This window comes from Alistipes sp. AM16-43, from assembly GCF_003435745.1.
In the GTDB taxonomy this organism is placed as follows: domain Bacteria; phylum Bacteroidota; class Bacteroidia; order Bacteroidales; family Rikenellaceae; genus Alistipes; species Alistipes onderdonkii.
Window position 1 is genome coordinate 87,525 of record NZ_QTUQ01000005.1, and the last position, 14,519, is coordinate 102,043.

A 14,519-nucleotide genomic window follows, 5' to 3' on the forward strand; every position below is an offset into this window, starting at 1 on the left:
AACGAAACCAAATCTTAATGATTATGAAAAAACTATTACTATTGTTCCCATTGCTGCTAAGCTGCCTGTGGGGCATTGCCGCAGATGAGTTTCGTGTGGCGGAACTGAGGTGTGAATACCGGGACAACCCGTTGGCGATCAATACGCTGACGCCGCAATTCAGTTGGCAGACGCTTTCCGTCGGCCGCGGATTCCTGCAGGCCGGGTATCAGATTCAGGTGGCGTCCGACCCCGCCGACCTGGCCAGGGGCCGGAAGCTGTTGTGGGACGAACAACGCAAATCCGATGTTTCACTGCATGTGCGCTATGCCGGGCGGACGCTGAAGCCGGGGCAGCGCTATTACTGGCGCGTGCGGGTGAGCGATGCTGCGGGGAATTATTCGCCGTGGAGCGAAATCCGGTCGTTCGCGGTCGGCCTGCTCGGCGGCAGCGATTGGGACGGAGCCCGGTGGATCGCCTTCGAGGAGCTGCCCGACAGCCTGCGCGTGGTGCCCGGACAGGAGTTCAACAAAATAAAGATCGGCGACAGGAAAACGGCGCTCAACCGGCTGCCGCAGTTCCGCCGTGAAGTGAAGGTTACCAAGCCCGTCGAGCGGGCGACGGTCTATGTCTGCGGCCTGGGACAGTTCGAGCTGTTTCTGAACGGGGCGAAGGTGGGCGACAATTTCCTCGACCCGGCGTGGAGCGACTACGACAGGCAGGTGTGCTACCAGACGTTCGACATCAGCGAAGAATTGCAGCCGGGAGGCAACGTGTTCGGGGTGATGCTCGGCAACGGCCTCTACAATGTGCCGCGCGAACGCTATTTCAAGGCGCTCATCAGCTTCGGTTATCCCAAGATGATCTTCAAGGCCGAGATCGAGTATGCCGACGGGACGCACGAAACGATTGTCAGCGACCGCGCCTGGCGTGTAACCGAAAGCCCCGTGACGTACAGCAGCATCTTCGGCGGCGAGGATTACGATGCGACGCGCGAGCGGACAGGATGGATGCTGCCCGGCTACGACGCTTCGGCCTGGGCCGAGCCGCTGGTGACGACCCAGCGCGGGAAGTTGGTTTCCCCCGTCGCCGAACCCGTGCGGGTGATGGAAGAGTTCCCCGTGGTCTCGATCCGCAAGACCCGCCACGGCAAATGGCTCTACGACATGGGCCAGAACTTCTCGGGGACGGTGCAGCTGGAAGTCCGCGGCAAACGCGGGCAGAGCGTGCAGCTCAACACCACCGAGCTGTTCAATTTCGAGTGCGACTCGATTACCGAATGCGGCGGCTACCGCGGTGAATACAGGTTGACCTACACCCTGCGCGGCGACGAGGTGGAGACGTGGCGCCCCCAGTTCACCTATTTCGGACAGCGTTACGTGTTGGTGAGCAATGCCGTCCCGGCCGGAGAGGAGAATCCCGAGGGGCTTCCCGAGATCGTTACCCTCCGCGGCCTGCATACGCGCAACGCCACCCGGATGGCCGGGACGTTCCACTGTTCGAACAACCTGCTCAACAAGACCGAGGAGCTTATCGCGTGGGGTATCAAGGGCAATATGGTGAGCTATTTCACCGACTGCCCCCACCGCGAGAAGCTGCCGTGGATCGAGCAGCTGCACCTGATGTTCGGGTCGCTGCAATCGAAGTTCGACGTGTATACCCTCTACGACAAGATGCTGACCGACATGGAGCTCGCGCAGACTCCCGAGGGGCTTATTCCCGATATCTGCCCCGAATATGTCACTTTCCTCGACGGATTCCGCGATTCGCCCGAGTGGGGCAGTGCGTTCGTGCTGGCGCCGTGGCTGGTCTACGAGTACTACGGTGATTTCCGGTTGGTCGAACGGCATTACGAGGCGATGAAGCGCTATGTGGATTACCTCGGCACGAAGGCCGACGGGCATATCCTTTCCCACGGGCTCGGCGACTGGTGCGACCTGGGGCCCAAATACCCCGGCCGAGCGCAGCTCACCTCCCTGGCCGGAACGGCGACACCGATCTATTATATGGACGCCGAGACGATCCGCAAGGCGGCCGAGAAGATGGGGCGCAAGGAGGATGCCGCGAAATACGGGAAGCTGGCACAGGATATCCGCAAGGCCTACAACGAAAAATACTATCATCCCCAGACCGGGAGTTATGACAAGAACAGCCAGGCCGGCAATGCGCTGGCGCTCTACTCAGGCATTTGCGAGCCGCAGAACCGCGATGCCGTGCTGGCGAACCTGGTGCAGGACATCCGCAGCCGCGGCAATGCGCTGACGGCGGGCGACGTGGGATACAACTACGTGCTGCGGGCGCTGGAGCAGAGCGGGAATTCGCAGGTGATCTTCGACATGAACTCGCGATACGACGTATACGGCTACGGTTATATGCTCGCCCAAGGCGCCACGGCGCTGCCCGAATCATGGCAGGCACTGCCCCGCAAGTCGCATAACCATCTGATGCTGGGACACCTGCTCGAATGGTTTTATACCTATGTGGGCGGCATCCGCCGCGACGATTCGGTGCAGGCCTATAAGAAATTCATCGTCAGGCCCGAGATCGTGGGAGACCTGCGCAGCGCCGAGGCCTCGTTCCGCTCGCCCTATGGACTGATCCGCAGCGAGTGGACGACCGAACAGGGCGGTTTCGACCTGTTGGTCGAGGTGCCGGCCAACACAACGGCGCGGATATACGTCCCCGCCCCTGCCGGCAGCCGGGTTTGCGAAAGCGGGCTCGAAGTCGCGCAGTGCAAGGATGTCGAAAGCCTCGGTACGGAGGACGGGTACCGCGTATTCGGCGTTGGGTCGGGTATCTACCGCTTCAGCGTGCGATAGGCGATCCGGTTTGGAAAAGGGGGCCGTACTGTGCAGGTACGGCCTTCCTTTTGTTTTGCCGCTGCGATGCCGTCAGGGCGCTCCGCAGAGTCCCCGCAAGGTTCCTGCATTATTCCCGCAGACTTCCCGCAAGATGCCCGCATTCCCCGTAAGCCGTTGTGCCGCCGGTGTTTCCCGTGCCGCCGGTGCCGTTGGTGCTTCTGGTGCTGCCGTGCCTGCGCTATATCACCGCCGCCTGCGGATTTCGCCGGGACGGGGCGTTTTTCCGGCGGACAATGAAAGAAAAGGGGGATGGTTGTAGTTTTTAATAATATTTACTATCTTTACGCCCAGGTTGTTAGGTGATAATTTCCGGCATGGGAAGCTGGCTGTGGGGCGATTCGATTACGGATCGTAACTTTACGCGGTGGAATTTCGCAAATGCCGAACCTATCCGATAATTTAAATTATAGAATGATGTGTGATCCGATTAAATCGATCGCAACCCGTTTGCGCGGATTGCGCGAGGTGCTCGAACTTTCGGAGCAGGAAGTGGCGGACAGTTGCCGTCTGTCGGTCGACGAGTACAGGGATATGGAGAGCGGCGATGCCGATATTTCGGTCAATGTGCTGCAAACCATAGCCCGCCGCTACGGGATCAGCCTGGATGTGCTGATGTTCGGCGAGGAGCCCAAGATGAACTCCTATTTCATCACCCGTGCCGGCACGGGTGTATCGGTCGAACGGCGTACGGCCTATAAGTACGAGGCGCTGGCCTCGGGTTTCCGCGACCGCAGGGCCGACCCCTTCATCGTGACGGTGGAGCCTTCGGCCGCCGATGCCCCGATGCACCTGAACTGCCACACGGGGCAGGAGATGAACTACGTGCTGGAAGGGCGCCTGCTGATCTCGGTCAGCGGCAAGGAGCTGGTGCTCGGCGTGGGCGACAGCTTTTATTTCGATTCCGGCCTGCCGCACGGCATGAAGGCGCTCGACGGCAAGCCGGTACGTTTCCTGGCGATAATAATGTAGGCGTATGGTGGAGAAATTTTTATCCCGGACGGTATTTACTTCCCAGGAAGACTACATAAGGAATTTCCGCATCCGCGTCCCCGCGGATTTCAATTTTGCCTATGACGTGGTGGATGCCTATGCGGCGGAGGAACCCGACAAGAAGGCGCTGCTGTGGACGGATGACCGGGGCGGCGAGATCCAGTTCACCTTTGCCGACATGAAGCGTGAAACCGACCGCACGGCCTCCTATTTCCAGAGCCTCGGCATCGGCCGGGGGGACATGGTGATGCTGATCCTCAAGCGCCGCTATGAATTTTGGTTTTCGATCCTTGCCTTGCACAAACTGGGAGCCGTGGCCATCCCGGCGACCCACCTGCTGACCAGGAAGGATGTCGTTTACAGGTGCAACATGGCGGGTGTCAAGGCGATCGTCGCCGCGGGCGAGCCGGTGATAACCGGCCATATCGCCGCGGCCATGCCGGAAAGCCCTACCACGAAGCTGCTGATAAGCGTCGGCCCCGAGGTTCCCGAAGGGTTCCTCGATTTCCACGAGGGCATCCGCCATGCAGCGCCTTTCGTGCGGCCGCAGCATGTGAACACCAACGACGACATCATGCTGATGTATTTCACCTCCGGCACGACGGGCGAACCGAAGATGGTCGCCCACGATTTCACCTATCCGCTGGGGCATATCAGCACGGGGTGCTTCTGGCACAACCTCCACGAGGGTAGCCTGCACCTCACCATTGCCGACACCGGGTGGGCGAAGGCCGCCTGGGGCAAGTTGTACGGGCAGTGGCTGGCCGGGGCCAACATTTTCGTTTACGACCACGAGAAATTTACGCCTGCCGATATCCTGCACAAGATCGGGCAGTACCGGATCACCTCCCTGTGCGCGCCGCCCACGATCTACCGCTTCCTGATCCGCGAAGACCTTTCGAAATACGACCTTTCGTCGCTCGAGTATTGTACGACCGCGGGCGAGGCGCTCAACGGAGCCGTTTACGACACATTCAAGCGCCTGACCGGCGTCCGCCTGATGGAGGGTTTCGGGCAGACCGAAACGACGCTGACCCTCGCCACCTTTCCGTGGATGGAGCCCAAGCCCGGCAGTATGGGCGTGCCCAACCCTCAGTACGATATCGACCTGCTGACGCCCGACGGCCGTTCGGCCGAGGACGGCGAACAGGGGCAGATCGTGATCCGTACCGACCGGGGGAAGCCGCTGGGGCTTTTCAAGGAGTATTACCTGAACGACGGGATGACGCACGAGGTCTGGCACGACGGCGTGTACTATACGGGCGACGTGGCATGGCGCGACGAGGACGGATATTTCTGGTTTGTGGGGCGTGCCGACGACGTAATCAAGAGTTCGGGCTACCGGATCGGCCCCTTCGAGGTGGAGAGCGCCCTGATGACCCATCCGGCCGTCGTCGAATGTGCCATCACTGGGGTTCCCGACGAGATCCGGGGGCAGGTGGTCAAGGCGACGATCATTCTGGGGGAGAAATACAGGCCGCGGGCCGGGGAGGAATTGATCCGGGAGTTGCAGGATCATGTGAAGCGGATCACCGCGCCTTACAAGTATCCGCGCATCATCGAATTCGTGGACGAACTGCCGAAGACCATCAGCGGTAAGATCCGCCGCAAGGCGATCCGTGCCGACGACGAGAACCGGTAGCCTGCGCCGCCCGGGCGGTAGCTATGTCCCTGCTCCGCATACCGCCCTGTGCGGGAGTTTTTGCCGGGGAGGGACGATACGGCGCCGGCAGAGGGCGATGCGGCCGGATGACTAAATGAAGGCGGGAGGTTGCGAAACATCGCAACCTCCCGCCTTCGTCGTGGACCCAGAGGGGCATGATCCCACGACCTTCGGATTATGAGTCCGCTGCTCTAACCGACTGAGCTATGGGTCCCGCACGGCGCATGAGCGCTTTTTGCGTTGCAAAGATAAAAAAACAATTCAGATTGCGCAACCATTCGGGGCGCTGTGTGCGAAAAAAATGGTGTGCCCTGTGTCCGATTCCGGCCGGGCGGCGGTGTCCGGGCGGTCGATCCCCGTAAAAAAATATGGACGGGATGTTGTTTGTTGGAAATAAATTAGTACCTTTGTCCCGCTTAAGCATCAATTAAAAAACAAAAACAGCGAAATGAAAAAGGGTATTCATCCGGAGAATTATCGTTTAGTGGCGTTCAAGGACATGTCCAACGACCACGTGTTTTTGTGTCGGTCCGCCGTTTCGACAAAAGAAACCATCGAAGTGAACGGCGAAACCTATCCCGTGTATAAGATGGAAATTTCCAACACCTCGCACCCGTTCTACACTGGTAAGATGAAGTTGGTTGACACCGCTGGTCGCGTCGATAAGTTTATGAGCCGTTACGCAAAACGCTACGATAAGAAGGGCGTGAAGTAAGACTTCCCTCCCTGCATGAAAAGGCCGTACCGGAAGGTGCGGCCTTTGTTTTTGCCGTCTTCGAGCCCTTCATGCCGGAGTGTCACGTTGCCGATAATGCAGATTTCCCGCGTGTCGTGAAGATTTTTGAACAGGGTATTGTTTTTATATTTATATTTGCCTCCCGAGAAGCAAACAATAACTTAAATCTTAGAAAGTTATGAAGTACGTTACAGCCATGGCGCTGGGCGCGGCGTTCGCCCTCGCATCCTGCGTGAGCAAAGGGACGGTCGTCAGGGTGGAAGACCAGCGGGATTCGCTCGTTTCGGTCGTCAGTGCCAAGGATTCGCTTATAAATGCCGTTTTCGAGGACATCAACGCCATCTCCGAAAACTTGGTGCTGATAAAGACCCGTGAAAACCTGATTTCGGTGGCGGGTGGTAGCGAGGGCGGCCGCCGTCCCGTCGAGGAGATCAACAACGATATCGCGGCGATCGACCGCCTGTTGCAGGAGAACAAGGACAAGATCGCCTCGTTGCAGCGTGCTGCAGTCCAGCTGCGCAAGGCGAACCTGCGTATCGACGGGCTGGAGAAGATGATCGCAGACCTGAATAAACAGCTTGCCGGGAAGAAGGACGAAATCGCCCGCCTGCGGGAGAGCCTGGACAAGATGGGTGTCGAGGTGGAGATCCTGACAGAACAAGTCGCCGAGCAGAATGCCCGGGCGGAAAACCTGAGTAGCGAAAAGGTCGAACTGGAGAACCAGCTCCACACGGTCTACTATATCGTCGGTGCGGAAAAAGAACTCCGCGACGCGCAGATCATCGACAAGCAGGGCTTTATCGGGCGTACGCTGACGGTGAACAACACCAATAACCTGGAGAGTTTTACGAAGGCCGATTCCCGGCTGCTGTCCGAGATCCCCGTCGGCCGGAAAAAGGTGACCGTCGTCACGGCGCAGCCCGAGGATTCCTATCAACTGGTGACGGGGGACGAGAAGGATAAAATAGTTACGAAATTGCTTATTACTGATCCCGTGCGTTTTTGGGAGTCGTCGAAGATTTTGATTATCAGTTATAAATAATATCATCGCTGCCGGCATTCGTTTGCTGTGCAGTACCTGTGGGGTGCCGCAATTATCGCGGCACCCCGTTTTTTATACGTCCGGCTGTGTTGCGGATCGTTTCCCGTCCGGGTGTGCGGGTGCTTTTCGTGGGATGGACTGTTTTGTGTGGAAAGGCAGTATTTGGCCGTTTGAGGCTACTGTGACATGGGACTGGGATTTCGGGCCGATATGCCTTGCCGGCAAGGTTTACGCACTTTTTTTGCATGTTGGAAATTTTGCGGCCTTCTGTGTAGAAGCGGAAATTTACGGCAGCGAGGTGCTTTTGTATGCAAAAAGGGTGGACGAAAGTGTTTGTTTTTTGTCGGTTATGATTTTTTTGTGTAACTTTGAACAATTAAACAATCAATCGAATATATGGATCAGACCAAACCGCAGTTTGTGGAGCTGGCATTAAAGGAGAATTGTCCTGCGGATTGTAGTAGTTGTCCTACGTTTCCTGCGCCGTTCCGCCGCATCGGCGATTCGAATTATTGCCGTTTTGCACAGATGACCCTCACACCCGGCGAGGGCGTGACTTTTCCTGCCGACCGTATGGTGCGTATCCTTTTCGTCATGTCGGGGTCGCTTATGATAGAGCATGGCGAGACGATGCGCCTGGTGACTTCGAGGCAGTATGTGTGCCTGGCACGCGGCGAAAGATTCGTTGCGACGGCCCAGGACGAGGCCAATATTGTCGTGCTGTCGCTGATCCACAGGATCGAATTCTGCGAACAGGACATTTTCGACAAGGTGATGCCCTATGATACGGTCATTCCCAATGAGGACGTGCCCAAGCTGGCGATGCATCCGTCGATCGAGCGGTTGCTCGAAGGGCTATTCATGATCCCGGAGATGAGCGGTTGTTCCCGCTACCACAAGATGAAGGCTACGGAGCTTTTCATGATGATCAAGGTGCTTTATACGCCGACCGAGCATGCCTATTTCTTCCAGTCGATGATTCAGCCGCAGGACAATTTCCGTGTCTTCGTGTGCAACAACTACGACAAGGCACAGGGCGTAGCCGAGCTGGCTGCCCTTGCGGGCATGAGCCTTTCGGTGTTCAAGCGTCGTTTTGCCGAGCATTTCAACGACAGCGTTTACCATTGGATGATGCGCCAGAAGGCACTCAAGATTTTCTCGGACATACGCGACGGCGAAGACAGCACGAAGGCGCTGATGAACAAGTATGGGTTCCGCCACTATACGCAGTTCAGCCGTTTCTGCAAGAATTACCTGCAGGCGACGCCTGCCCAGCTGATCGCTTCGATCAAGGAAGGGTAGTCCCTGTATGTCGCCCCCGGCCTGGACTGGGACGAGGCTGTGCCGGCAGCGCGGGGGTGTTGTCGGAAGTTGGAACCGGGAGGAACCGCCTTCCCGGTTTTTTTTTGTTTCAGGGGCGCGGCAGCCGGTATACGTTGAGGTCGGTGAACTCCCCGTCGGCGAGCTGCTCGCCGCGTACTTCGATGCGGTCGAGCCTGAAGCCGAGGCGCAGCGGGATCCGGTTGCTCCGCAGGTTGCCTGCGGCGCATTTGATTTCGACATTCTCCATGCCCATTTGCCCGAAGGCCGTGCGGCAGAGCGCTTCCACGGCTGCGGTCATAAGTCCCCTTCCCTGATATTCGGAGCGGAGCCAGTAGCCGATCTCGATGGTGCGGGTGGTGCTGTCCGCCGATTTGAACCCGATAAGCCCCGCGAAGGCATCCCCGACGCGCAGCGTGAAGACCGGGTTGGCCGGGTCGGCCAGCATGGCGGCGACCACTTCGCGGGTCTGTTCCACGCGGTGCGTCGCGGCCACGAACGGGAGCCAGCGCCCGAGGTGTTCGCGCTGCGTGTCTATGGCCGTAAAGATGTCCGGGGCGTCGTCCGCACGGAGCGGGCGTAACCCGAAGTCCTCGGGCAGGGGGATCGCGTTCATGGCGTATTGTGTTTGTCCGGCCAAAGATAACGAATTTCCCGTGATTTATATTATTGTTAATATATAAATAGGTGCGGCGGCTTTTTGCCCGGGCTTGCGGTGCGGTGCGGAGCCGTTCCGGGCGGGAAGGTGGTAACCTTCGGCCGCCGGGGTGATATTTTTCGGATAAGCTGTTGTAAAATATAAAACTTTTCCTATCTTTGCACCCGATTTCATCCCTGAAATAACGGCGGCTGAATGACGTTCTTTGAGAAGAGTAAAAAAGTAGAAAATTTATCGGGATTTATTTGGCTGGTAAATTTTTTATGCCTACTTTTGCAATCCAAAACGGTTGATTTTGCCGATGTAGCTCAGTTGGCCAGAGCAGCTGATTTGTAATCAGCTGGTCGGGGGTTCGAATCCCTCCATCGGCTCGGAAAGCCGACGCGAGGAAGGGGAGAGATCTCCGCACAGCCCGGGCAGCGGCAGGACGAAAGCCTCAGAGGGGATTCGGTGCAATGCGGAATCCGTCCGTTCGGGGCAGACAATTTGGGAAGTTACCAGAGTGGCCAAATGGGGCAGACTGTAAATCTGCTGGCGTACGCCTTCGGTGGTTCGAATCCATCACTTCCCACTAAAAAAGTGCCGGTTGGAGTTGCAAGATTTCCAGTGGTGCCCGCCTGCGGGCATCGCGGATGGAGAGGGCTGACTCTGATACGGTATATTTTTGCGGAAGTAGCTCAGTTGATAGAGCATCAGCCTTCCAAGCTGAGGGTCGCGAGTTTGAGCCTCGTCTTCCGCTCCAGACGCAGACGCGTGTGATACGGATGACCCCAGCCGGCGTGGCGGGGGCGTTTGTGTCGCCCGCTTGTTCTGCGAAATGAATTTTAAAACTTTAAAGCAATTTTTAACAATACTTTAAATACTTAATACTATGGCAAAAGAAAAATTCGACCGTTCGAAACCGCATGTGAACATCGGTACCATCGGACACGTTGACCACGGTAAGACCACCCTTACCGCCGCAATCACGACCGTTCTGGCAAAGAAAGGTCTGTCGGAGCTCCGCTCGTTCGACTCCATCGACAACGCTCCCGAGGAGAAAGAGCGTGGTATCACGATCAACACCTCGCACGTCGAGTACCAGACGGCTAACCGTCACTATGCGCACGTGGACTGCCCGGGTCACGCCGACTATGTGAAGAACATGGTTACGGGTGCCGCCCAGATGGACGGTGCCATCCTGGTAGTCGCTGCAACGGACGGCCCGATGCCCCAGACCAACGAGCACGTGCTGCTCGCCCGTCAGGTGAACGTGCCGCGTATTGTAGTTTTCCTGAACAAGTGCGACATGGTCGACGATCCCGAAATGCTCGACCTGGTCGAGATGGAGGTTCGCGACCTGCTTTCGAAATACGAGTACGACGGTGACAACGCGCCCGTTATCCGTGGTTCCGCACTCGGCGGCCTGAACGGCGAGCCGCAGTGGGAGGACAAGATCATGGAGCTCATGGATGCTGTCGACACCTATATTCCGATCCCGCAGCGTGAGAACGAGAAGCCGTTCCTGATGCCTGTCGAGGACGTATTCTCGATCACCGGCCGTGGTACCGTCGTAACGGGCCGTATCGAGACCGGTATCATCCACGTAGGTGATCCCGTTGAGATCGTAGGTCTCGAGGAGAAGACCCTGACTTCGACCTGCACCGGTGTCGAGATGTTCCGCAAGCTGCTCGACGAGGGTGAGGCCGGCGACAACGTAGGTCTGCTGCTCCGCGGTATCGACAAGAAGGAGGTTAAGCGCGGTATGGTCGTTGCCAAACCGGGTTCGATCACTCCGCACACCGAGTTTGAGGCTGAGGTCTACATCCTGAAGAAAGAGGAAGGTGGCCGCCACACGCCGTTCCACAACAACTATCGTCCCCAGTTCTATCTGCGTACGATGGACGTAACGGGTGAGGTTCATCTGCCCGCAGGCGTTGACATGGTTATGCCGGGTGACCACGTAACCATCACCGTGAAACTGATCTACCCCGTAGCTATCAACGAAGGTCTGCGTTTCGCAATCCGCGAGGGTGGCCGTACGGTAGGTGCCGGTCAGATCCTGAAGATCGTGAAATAATTTTCACAACCATAGGGAAGCGGTGTTCCGCACCGCTTCCCGCTTTTAGGAGCATAGTTCAAGGGTAGAATAGCGGTCTCCAAAACCGTTGATGGGAGTTCGAATCTCTCTGCTCCTGCCAAAAGTAAAAGAAGAAGATATGTTCAATTACGTTAAAGAATCCTACAACGAGCTTGTAAACAAGGTGACGTGGCCTACGTTCCCGCAGCTCCAGAACTCTACGATCGTCGTGATGGTGGCTTCGGTCATCTTCGCTGTCGTCGTATTGGCGATGGACTTGTCGTTCGAGAACCTGATGGCTGTGATTTACAAGGTACTGGGTGGTTTTGGCCGTTAATTGTTGCTGAAACGATGAGCGAGATTAAAAAACAGTGGTATGTCGTCCGTGCCATCGGCGGTAAGGAGAACAAGGTCAAAGAGTACATCGAAGCCGAGATTCGCCACAACCACCTGGAGGATTACATATCTCAGGTACTGATTCCCACCGAAAAGGTCTATACCATCCGCAACGGAAAGAAAGTCTCCAAGGAGAAGGTTTCATATCCGGGCTATGTGTTGGTGGAAGCCGCGTTCGTAGGTCAGATTCCGATTATAATTCGTAATACTCCCAATGTGCTGGGTTTCCTCGGCGATACCAAGGAGGACAGCCGCAAGATGAATGCCACGCCCCTGCGTCCGCAGGAGGTGGCGCGAATCCTCGGCCGCGTCGACGAGATGAATGCCATGGAGGAGGAAAACGAAGTTCCATTCTTTGTCGGCGAGACCGTCAAGGTCACCGATGGCCCTTTCTCAAGCTTCCAGGGTACCATCGAGGCCGTCGACAACGAGCGCAAGAAACTCACGGTATCGGTGAAGATATTCGGGCGCAAAACTCCTATGGAGTTGGGTTTCACACAAGTAGAAAAAGAATAATTAACCAAGGAAAACTATGGCAAAAGAGGTTGCTGCATTTATTAAATTGCAGATCAAAGGTGGTGCCGCCAATCCTTCGCCCCCGGTTGGTCCCGCATTGGGTTCTAAGGGAGTCAACATCATGGACTTCTGCAAGCAGTTCAATGCGCGTACCCAGGACAAGGCAGGAAAAGTTCTTCCGGTCATCATCACGGTTTACAGCGACAAGTCGTTTGATTTCGTTGTAAAACAGCCGCCTGTAGCTATTCAGCTCAAGGAAGCAGCCAAGGTGCAGAAGGGTTCCGCACAGCCTAACCGCGACAAGGTCGGTCAGGTGACGTGGGATCAGGTGCGCGAGATTGCTCAGGACAAAATGCCTGACATGAACTGCTTTACCCTGGAAGCTGCTATGCGTATGATTGCTGGTACCGCTCGTAGCATGGGTATCAACGTCGTCGGTGAATTTCCTAATATGTAATCGAAGATGAGTAAGTTGACAAAAAATCAAAAGATCGCCTACGCTAAGGTGGAAGCCGCTAAGGCTTACAAGCTCTCGGAGGCCGCCGCTCTTCTGAAGGAAATTACGTTCACGAAATTCGACGCGTCCGTTGATATCGACGTCCGCCTGGGCGTTGACCCCCGCAAGGCCAACCAGATGGTGCGTGGCGTCGTGACGCTGCCCCACGGTACGGGTAAGCAGGTGCGTGTGCTCGTGCTGTGTACTCCCGAAAAGGAGGCCGAAGCACAGGCTGCCGGCGCTGATTACGTAGGCCTGGACGAGTATGTCGACAAGATCAAGTCCGGCTGGACTGACGTCGACGTCATCATCTGTACGCCGAACGTAATGGGTAAGGTCGGTGCACTGGGTCGTATCCTGGGCCCCCGCGGCCTGATGCCGAACCCCAAGACCGGTACGGTTACGATGGAAGTCGGCAAGGCCGTCCAGGAGGTGAAATCGGGTAAGATCGACTTCAAGGTCGACAAATTCGGTATCATCCACACTTCGGTAGGTAAGGTTTCATTCTCGGAAGACCAGATCGTGGAGAACGCGAAAGAGGTGCTGGGCATGATTCTCAAACTGAAACCGGCTGCTGCTAAAGGTTCTTATGTGAAGAGTATTTATCTCTCGACCACGATGAGTCCCGGCTTGCAGATTGATTCCAAATCAGTAGAAACCAAATAGAAGGAGGAGAGAAGAGATGACAAAGGAAGAAAAACTGGTCGTTATTAACGCCATCGCCGAGCAGCTCCAGGCTTATCCTCACTTCTACATCGCCGACATCGAGGCACTGAACGCCGAGCAGACCGCTGCCCTGCGCCGCAAGTGCTACGAGAGCGACATCAAACTGGTCGTAGTGAAGAACACACTGCTGGCCAAGGCGCTCGAGAAGGTTGAGAAGGCTGACGCTGATCTGGTAAAAGTATTGGAGGGTCCCACCTCGATTATGTTCGCGAACGTAGCAAAGGCTCCTGCGGTTCTGATCAAGGAATTCCGCAAGAAGTCCGAGAAACCCGTCCTGAAGGCAGCTTTCGCCGAAGGGTGCGTTTACGTGGGCGACAATCAGTTGGACGCTCTGTGCAACATCAAGTCGAAGGAAGAGCTTATCGGCGATATCATTGCCCTGCTCCAGTCCCCGGCGAAGAATGTTATTTCTGCATTGCAGGCTAATGCAGGCCAAAAGATCGCGGGCATCGTGAAGACGCTCGAATCGAGAAACAACTAATCACAATCAAGAATTAAAAACGAAATTTAATAAGCTTACAACTATGGCAGACGTAAAGAAACTTGCTGAAGAACTGGTAAACCTCAAGGTTACCGAGGTAAACGAATTGGCTACCATCCTCAAAGAGGAATATGGCATTGAACCGGCTGCTGCCGCTGTTGCCGTTGCAGCTCCCGCTGCTGGCGCAGGCGAGGCTGCTGTTGCCGAGAAGTCGACTTTCGACGTGATCCTGAAGACCGCCGGCCAGGCCAAGCTCCAGGTTATCAAGGTCGTTAAGGATATCGCCGGCCTGTCGCTGGGTGATGCGAAGGCTCTCGTCGACGGTGCTCCCAAGGCCGTCAAGGAGGGTGTCTCCAAGGAAGAGGCCGAGTCGATCAAGGCTCAGCTCGAGGAGGCTGGTGCTGAAGTTGAGCTTAAGTAGCATTGCTGCTTAAGTCTGCTCAGACGAATCAGGTATAGGGCTTACCGGCGTGTAAGCTCTATGCCTTTTCTTGGTCTAAAGACTGGAAGTGCCGAACAGGAGCTGTGTCCACTCTTTGGAAATGGATGCTCCCGAGGCGAATTGCGCCTGTAAACGGGGGCATTGGCGGGATAAT

Annotated in this window: 14 protein-coding genes and 5 tRNA genes; 17 read left to right on the forward strand and 2 right to left on the reverse strand. The window is 56.4% G+C overall.

Translation table 11 applies throughout. From position 1 onward, the window contains the following. The first annotated feature begins 23 nt into the window (after nt 1-23). The 3 genes from DW189_RS10340 (at nt 24) to DW189_RS10350 (ending at nt 5,472) form a co-directional block, all read left to right on the forward strand. On the forward strand, nt 24-2,798 hold the full coding sequence (locus tag DW189_RS10340; RefSeq protein ID WP_232045652.1) for a family 78 glycoside hydrolase catalytic domain: 2,775 nt from the start codon (nt 24-26) through the stop codon (nt 2,796-2,798). A 456-nt stretch (nt 2,799-3,254) separates the two neighbouring features. Beyond that, nucleotides 3,255-3,809, forward strand: coding sequence for a helix-turn-helix domain-containing protein (locus DW189_RS10345; protein ID WP_117508203.1), 555 nt, complete (start codon nt 3,255-3,257; stop codon nt 3,807-3,809). Nucleotides 3,810-3,813: 4 nt separating this feature from the next. Continuing rightward, on the forward strand, nt 3,814-5,472 hold the full coding sequence (locus DW189_RS10350) for an AMP-binding protein (protein ID WP_022333739.1): 1,659 nt from the start codon (nt 3,814-3,816) through the stop codon (nt 5,470-5,472). 161 nt (nt 5,473-5,633) lie between these two features. Here DW189_RS10350 and DW189_RS10355 read toward each other — a convergent pair. Continuing rightward, nucleotides 5,634-5,707: transfer RNA gene (locus tag DW189_RS10355), tRNA-Ile, on the reverse strand. Between the two features lie 234 nt (nt 5,708-5,941). Between DW189_RS10355 and DW189_RS10360 the strand changes: the two genes are divergently transcribed. The 3 genes from DW189_RS10360 to DW189_RS10370 all read left to right on the forward strand — a co-directional run bounded on the left by DW189_RS10360 (nt 5,942) and on the right by DW189_RS10370 (nt 8,573). After that, nucleotides 5,942-6,208: a type B 50S ribosomal protein L31 gene (locus tag DW189_RS10360; RefSeq protein WP_117508016.1), complete on the forward strand. Its 267-nt coding sequence runs from the start codon at nt 5,942-5,944 to the stop codon at nt 6,206-6,208. Nucleotides 6,209-6,407: 199 nt separating this feature from the next. Next, entirely contained in the window at nt 6,408-7,271 is an 864-nt protein-coding gene (locus DW189_RS10365) for a hypothetical protein (protein ID WP_117508018.1), read from the forward strand. 396 nt (nt 7,272-7,667) lie between these two features. Then, nucleotides 7,668-8,573 (forward strand): helix-turn-helix domain-containing protein, encoded by a 906-nt coding sequence (locus tag DW189_RS10370; protein ID WP_022333741.1) that lies wholly within the window; start codon nt 7,668-7,670, stop codon nt 8,571-8,573. Between the two features lie 109 nt (nt 8,574-8,682). Here DW189_RS10370 and DW189_RS10375 read toward each other — a convergent pair whose 3' ends face one another. Beyond that, on the reverse strand, nt 8,683-9,207 hold the full coding sequence (locus tag DW189_RS10375; protein ID WP_117508019.1) for a GNAT family N-acetyltransferase: 525 nt from the start codon (nt 9,205-9,207) through the stop codon (nt 8,683-8,685). 339 nt (nt 9,208-9,546) lie between these two features. On the opposite strand from DW189_RS10375, the gene DW189_RS10380 reads away from it, so the two are divergent. From DW189_RS10380 to rplL, 11 genes are all read left to right on the forward strand, one after another. After that, nucleotides 9,547-9,620: transfer RNA gene (locus DW189_RS10380), tRNA-Thr, on the forward strand. 117 nt (nt 9,621-9,737) lie between these two features. Then, nucleotides 9,738-9,820: transfer RNA gene (locus tag DW189_RS10385), tRNA-Tyr, on the forward strand. 95 nt (nt 9,821-9,915) lie between these two features. Continuing rightward, a tRNA-Gly gene (locus DW189_RS10390) sits at nt 9,916-9,991 on the forward strand. Between the two features lie 129 nt (nt 9,992-10,120). Further along, nucleotides 10,121-11,308: an elongation factor Tu gene (tuf, locus tag DW189_RS10395; protein ID WP_018696712.1), complete on the forward strand. Its 1,188-nt coding sequence runs from the start codon at nt 10,121-10,123 to the stop codon at nt 11,306-11,308. A 47-nt stretch (nt 11,309-11,355) separates the two neighbouring features. Continuing rightward, nucleotides 11,356-11,429 (forward strand) — tRNA-Trp (locus tag DW189_RS10400). A gap of 18 nt (nt 11,430-11,447) precedes the next feature. Further along, entirely contained in the window at nt 11,448-11,645 is a 198-nt protein-coding gene (gene secE, locus DW189_RS10405) for a preprotein translocase subunit SecE (RefSeq protein ID WP_018696711.1), read from the forward strand. A 14-nt stretch (nt 11,646-11,659) separates the two neighbouring features. Continuing rightward, nucleotides 11,660-12,220, forward strand: a complete 561-nt coding sequence (nusG, locus tag DW189_RS10410) for a transcription termination/antitermination protein NusG (RefSeq protein WP_018696710.1) — start codon at nt 11,660-11,662, stop codon at nt 12,218-12,220. A 16-nt stretch (nt 12,221-12,236) separates the two neighbouring features. Next, nucleotides 12,237-12,677 (forward strand): 50S ribosomal protein L11, encoded by a 441-nt coding sequence (rplK, locus tag DW189_RS10415; RefSeq protein WP_009596474.1) that lies wholly within the window; start codon nt 12,237-12,239, stop codon nt 12,675-12,677. A 6-nt stretch (nt 12,678-12,683) separates the two neighbouring features. Continuing rightward, nucleotides 12,684-13,382, forward strand: coding sequence for a 50S ribosomal protein L1 (gene rplA / locus DW189_RS10420; protein ID WP_026318532.1), 699 nt, complete (start codon nt 12,684-12,686; stop codon nt 13,380-13,382). A gap of 16 nt (nt 13,383-13,398) precedes the next feature. Further along, nucleotides 13,399-13,923: a 50S ribosomal protein L10 gene (rplJ, locus tag DW189_RS10425; protein ID WP_117508021.1), complete on the forward strand. Its 525-nt coding sequence runs from the start codon at nt 13,399-13,401 to the stop codon at nt 13,921-13,923. A 43-nt stretch (nt 13,924-13,966) separates the two neighbouring features. Next, a complete protein-coding gene (gene rplL / locus DW189_RS10430) occupies nt 13,967-14,344 on the forward strand; it encodes a 50S ribosomal protein L7/L12 (protein WP_018696707.1) in 378 nt (125 codons plus the stop codon). The last annotated feature ends 175 nt before the right edge of the window (nt 14,345-14,519 follow it).

Bases quoted from the DNA above. Each gene is read 5' to 3' on its own strand.
- DW189_RS10365 (WP_117508018.1), top strand. From the start codon at position 6,408: ATGAAGTACGTTACAGCCATGGCGCTGGGCGCGGCGTTCGCCCTCGCA.
- nusG (WP_018696710.1), top strand. From the start codon at position 11,660: ATGAGCGAGATTAAAAAACAGTGGTATGTCGTCCGTGCCATCGGCGGT.
- DW189_RS10370 (WP_022333741.1), top strand. From the start codon at position 7,668: ATGGATCAGACCAAACCGCAGTTTGTGGAGCTGGCATTAAAGGAGAAT.
- DW189_RS10340 (WP_232045652.1), top strand. From the start codon at position 24: ATGAAAAAACTATTACTATTGTTCCCATTGCTGCTAAGCTGCCTGTGG.
- rplJ (WP_117508021.1), top strand. From the start codon at position 13,399: ATGACAAAGGAAGAAAAACTGGTCGTTATTAACGCCATCGCCGAGCAG.
- DW189_RS10350 (WP_022333739.1), top strand. From the start codon at position 3,814: ATGGTGGAGAAATTTTTATCCCGGACGGTATTTACTTCCCAGGAAGAC.
- DW189_RS10360 (WP_117508016.1), top strand. From the start codon at position 5,942: ATGAAAAAGGGTATTCATCCGGAGAATTATCGTTTAGTGGCGTTCAAG.
- tuf (WP_018696712.1), top strand. From the start codon at position 10,121: ATGGCAAAAGAAAAATTCGACCGTTCGAAACCGCATGTGAACATCGGT.
- DW189_RS10345 (WP_117508203.1), top strand. From the start codon at position 3,255: ATGTGTGATCCGATTAAATCGATCGCAACCCGTTTGCGCGGATTGCGC.
- DW189_RS10375 (WP_117508019.1), bottom strand. From the start codon at position 9,207: ATGAACGCGATCCCCCTGCCCGAGGACTTCGGGTTACGCCCGCTCCGT.
- rplA (WP_026318532.1), top strand. From the start codon at position 12,684: ATGAGTAAGTTGACAAAAAATCAAAAGATCGCCTACGCTAAGGTGGAA.
- rplK (WP_009596474.1), top strand. From the start codon at position 12,237: ATGGCAAAAGAGGTTGCTGCATTTATTAAATTGCAGATCAAAGGTGGT.
- secE (WP_018696711.1), top strand. From the start codon at position 11,448: ATGTTCAATTACGTTAAAGAATCCTACAACGAGCTTGTAAACAAGGTG.
- rplL (WP_018696707.1), top strand. From the start codon at position 13,967: ATGGCAGACGTAAAGAAACTTGCTGAAGAACTGGTAAACCTCAAGGTT.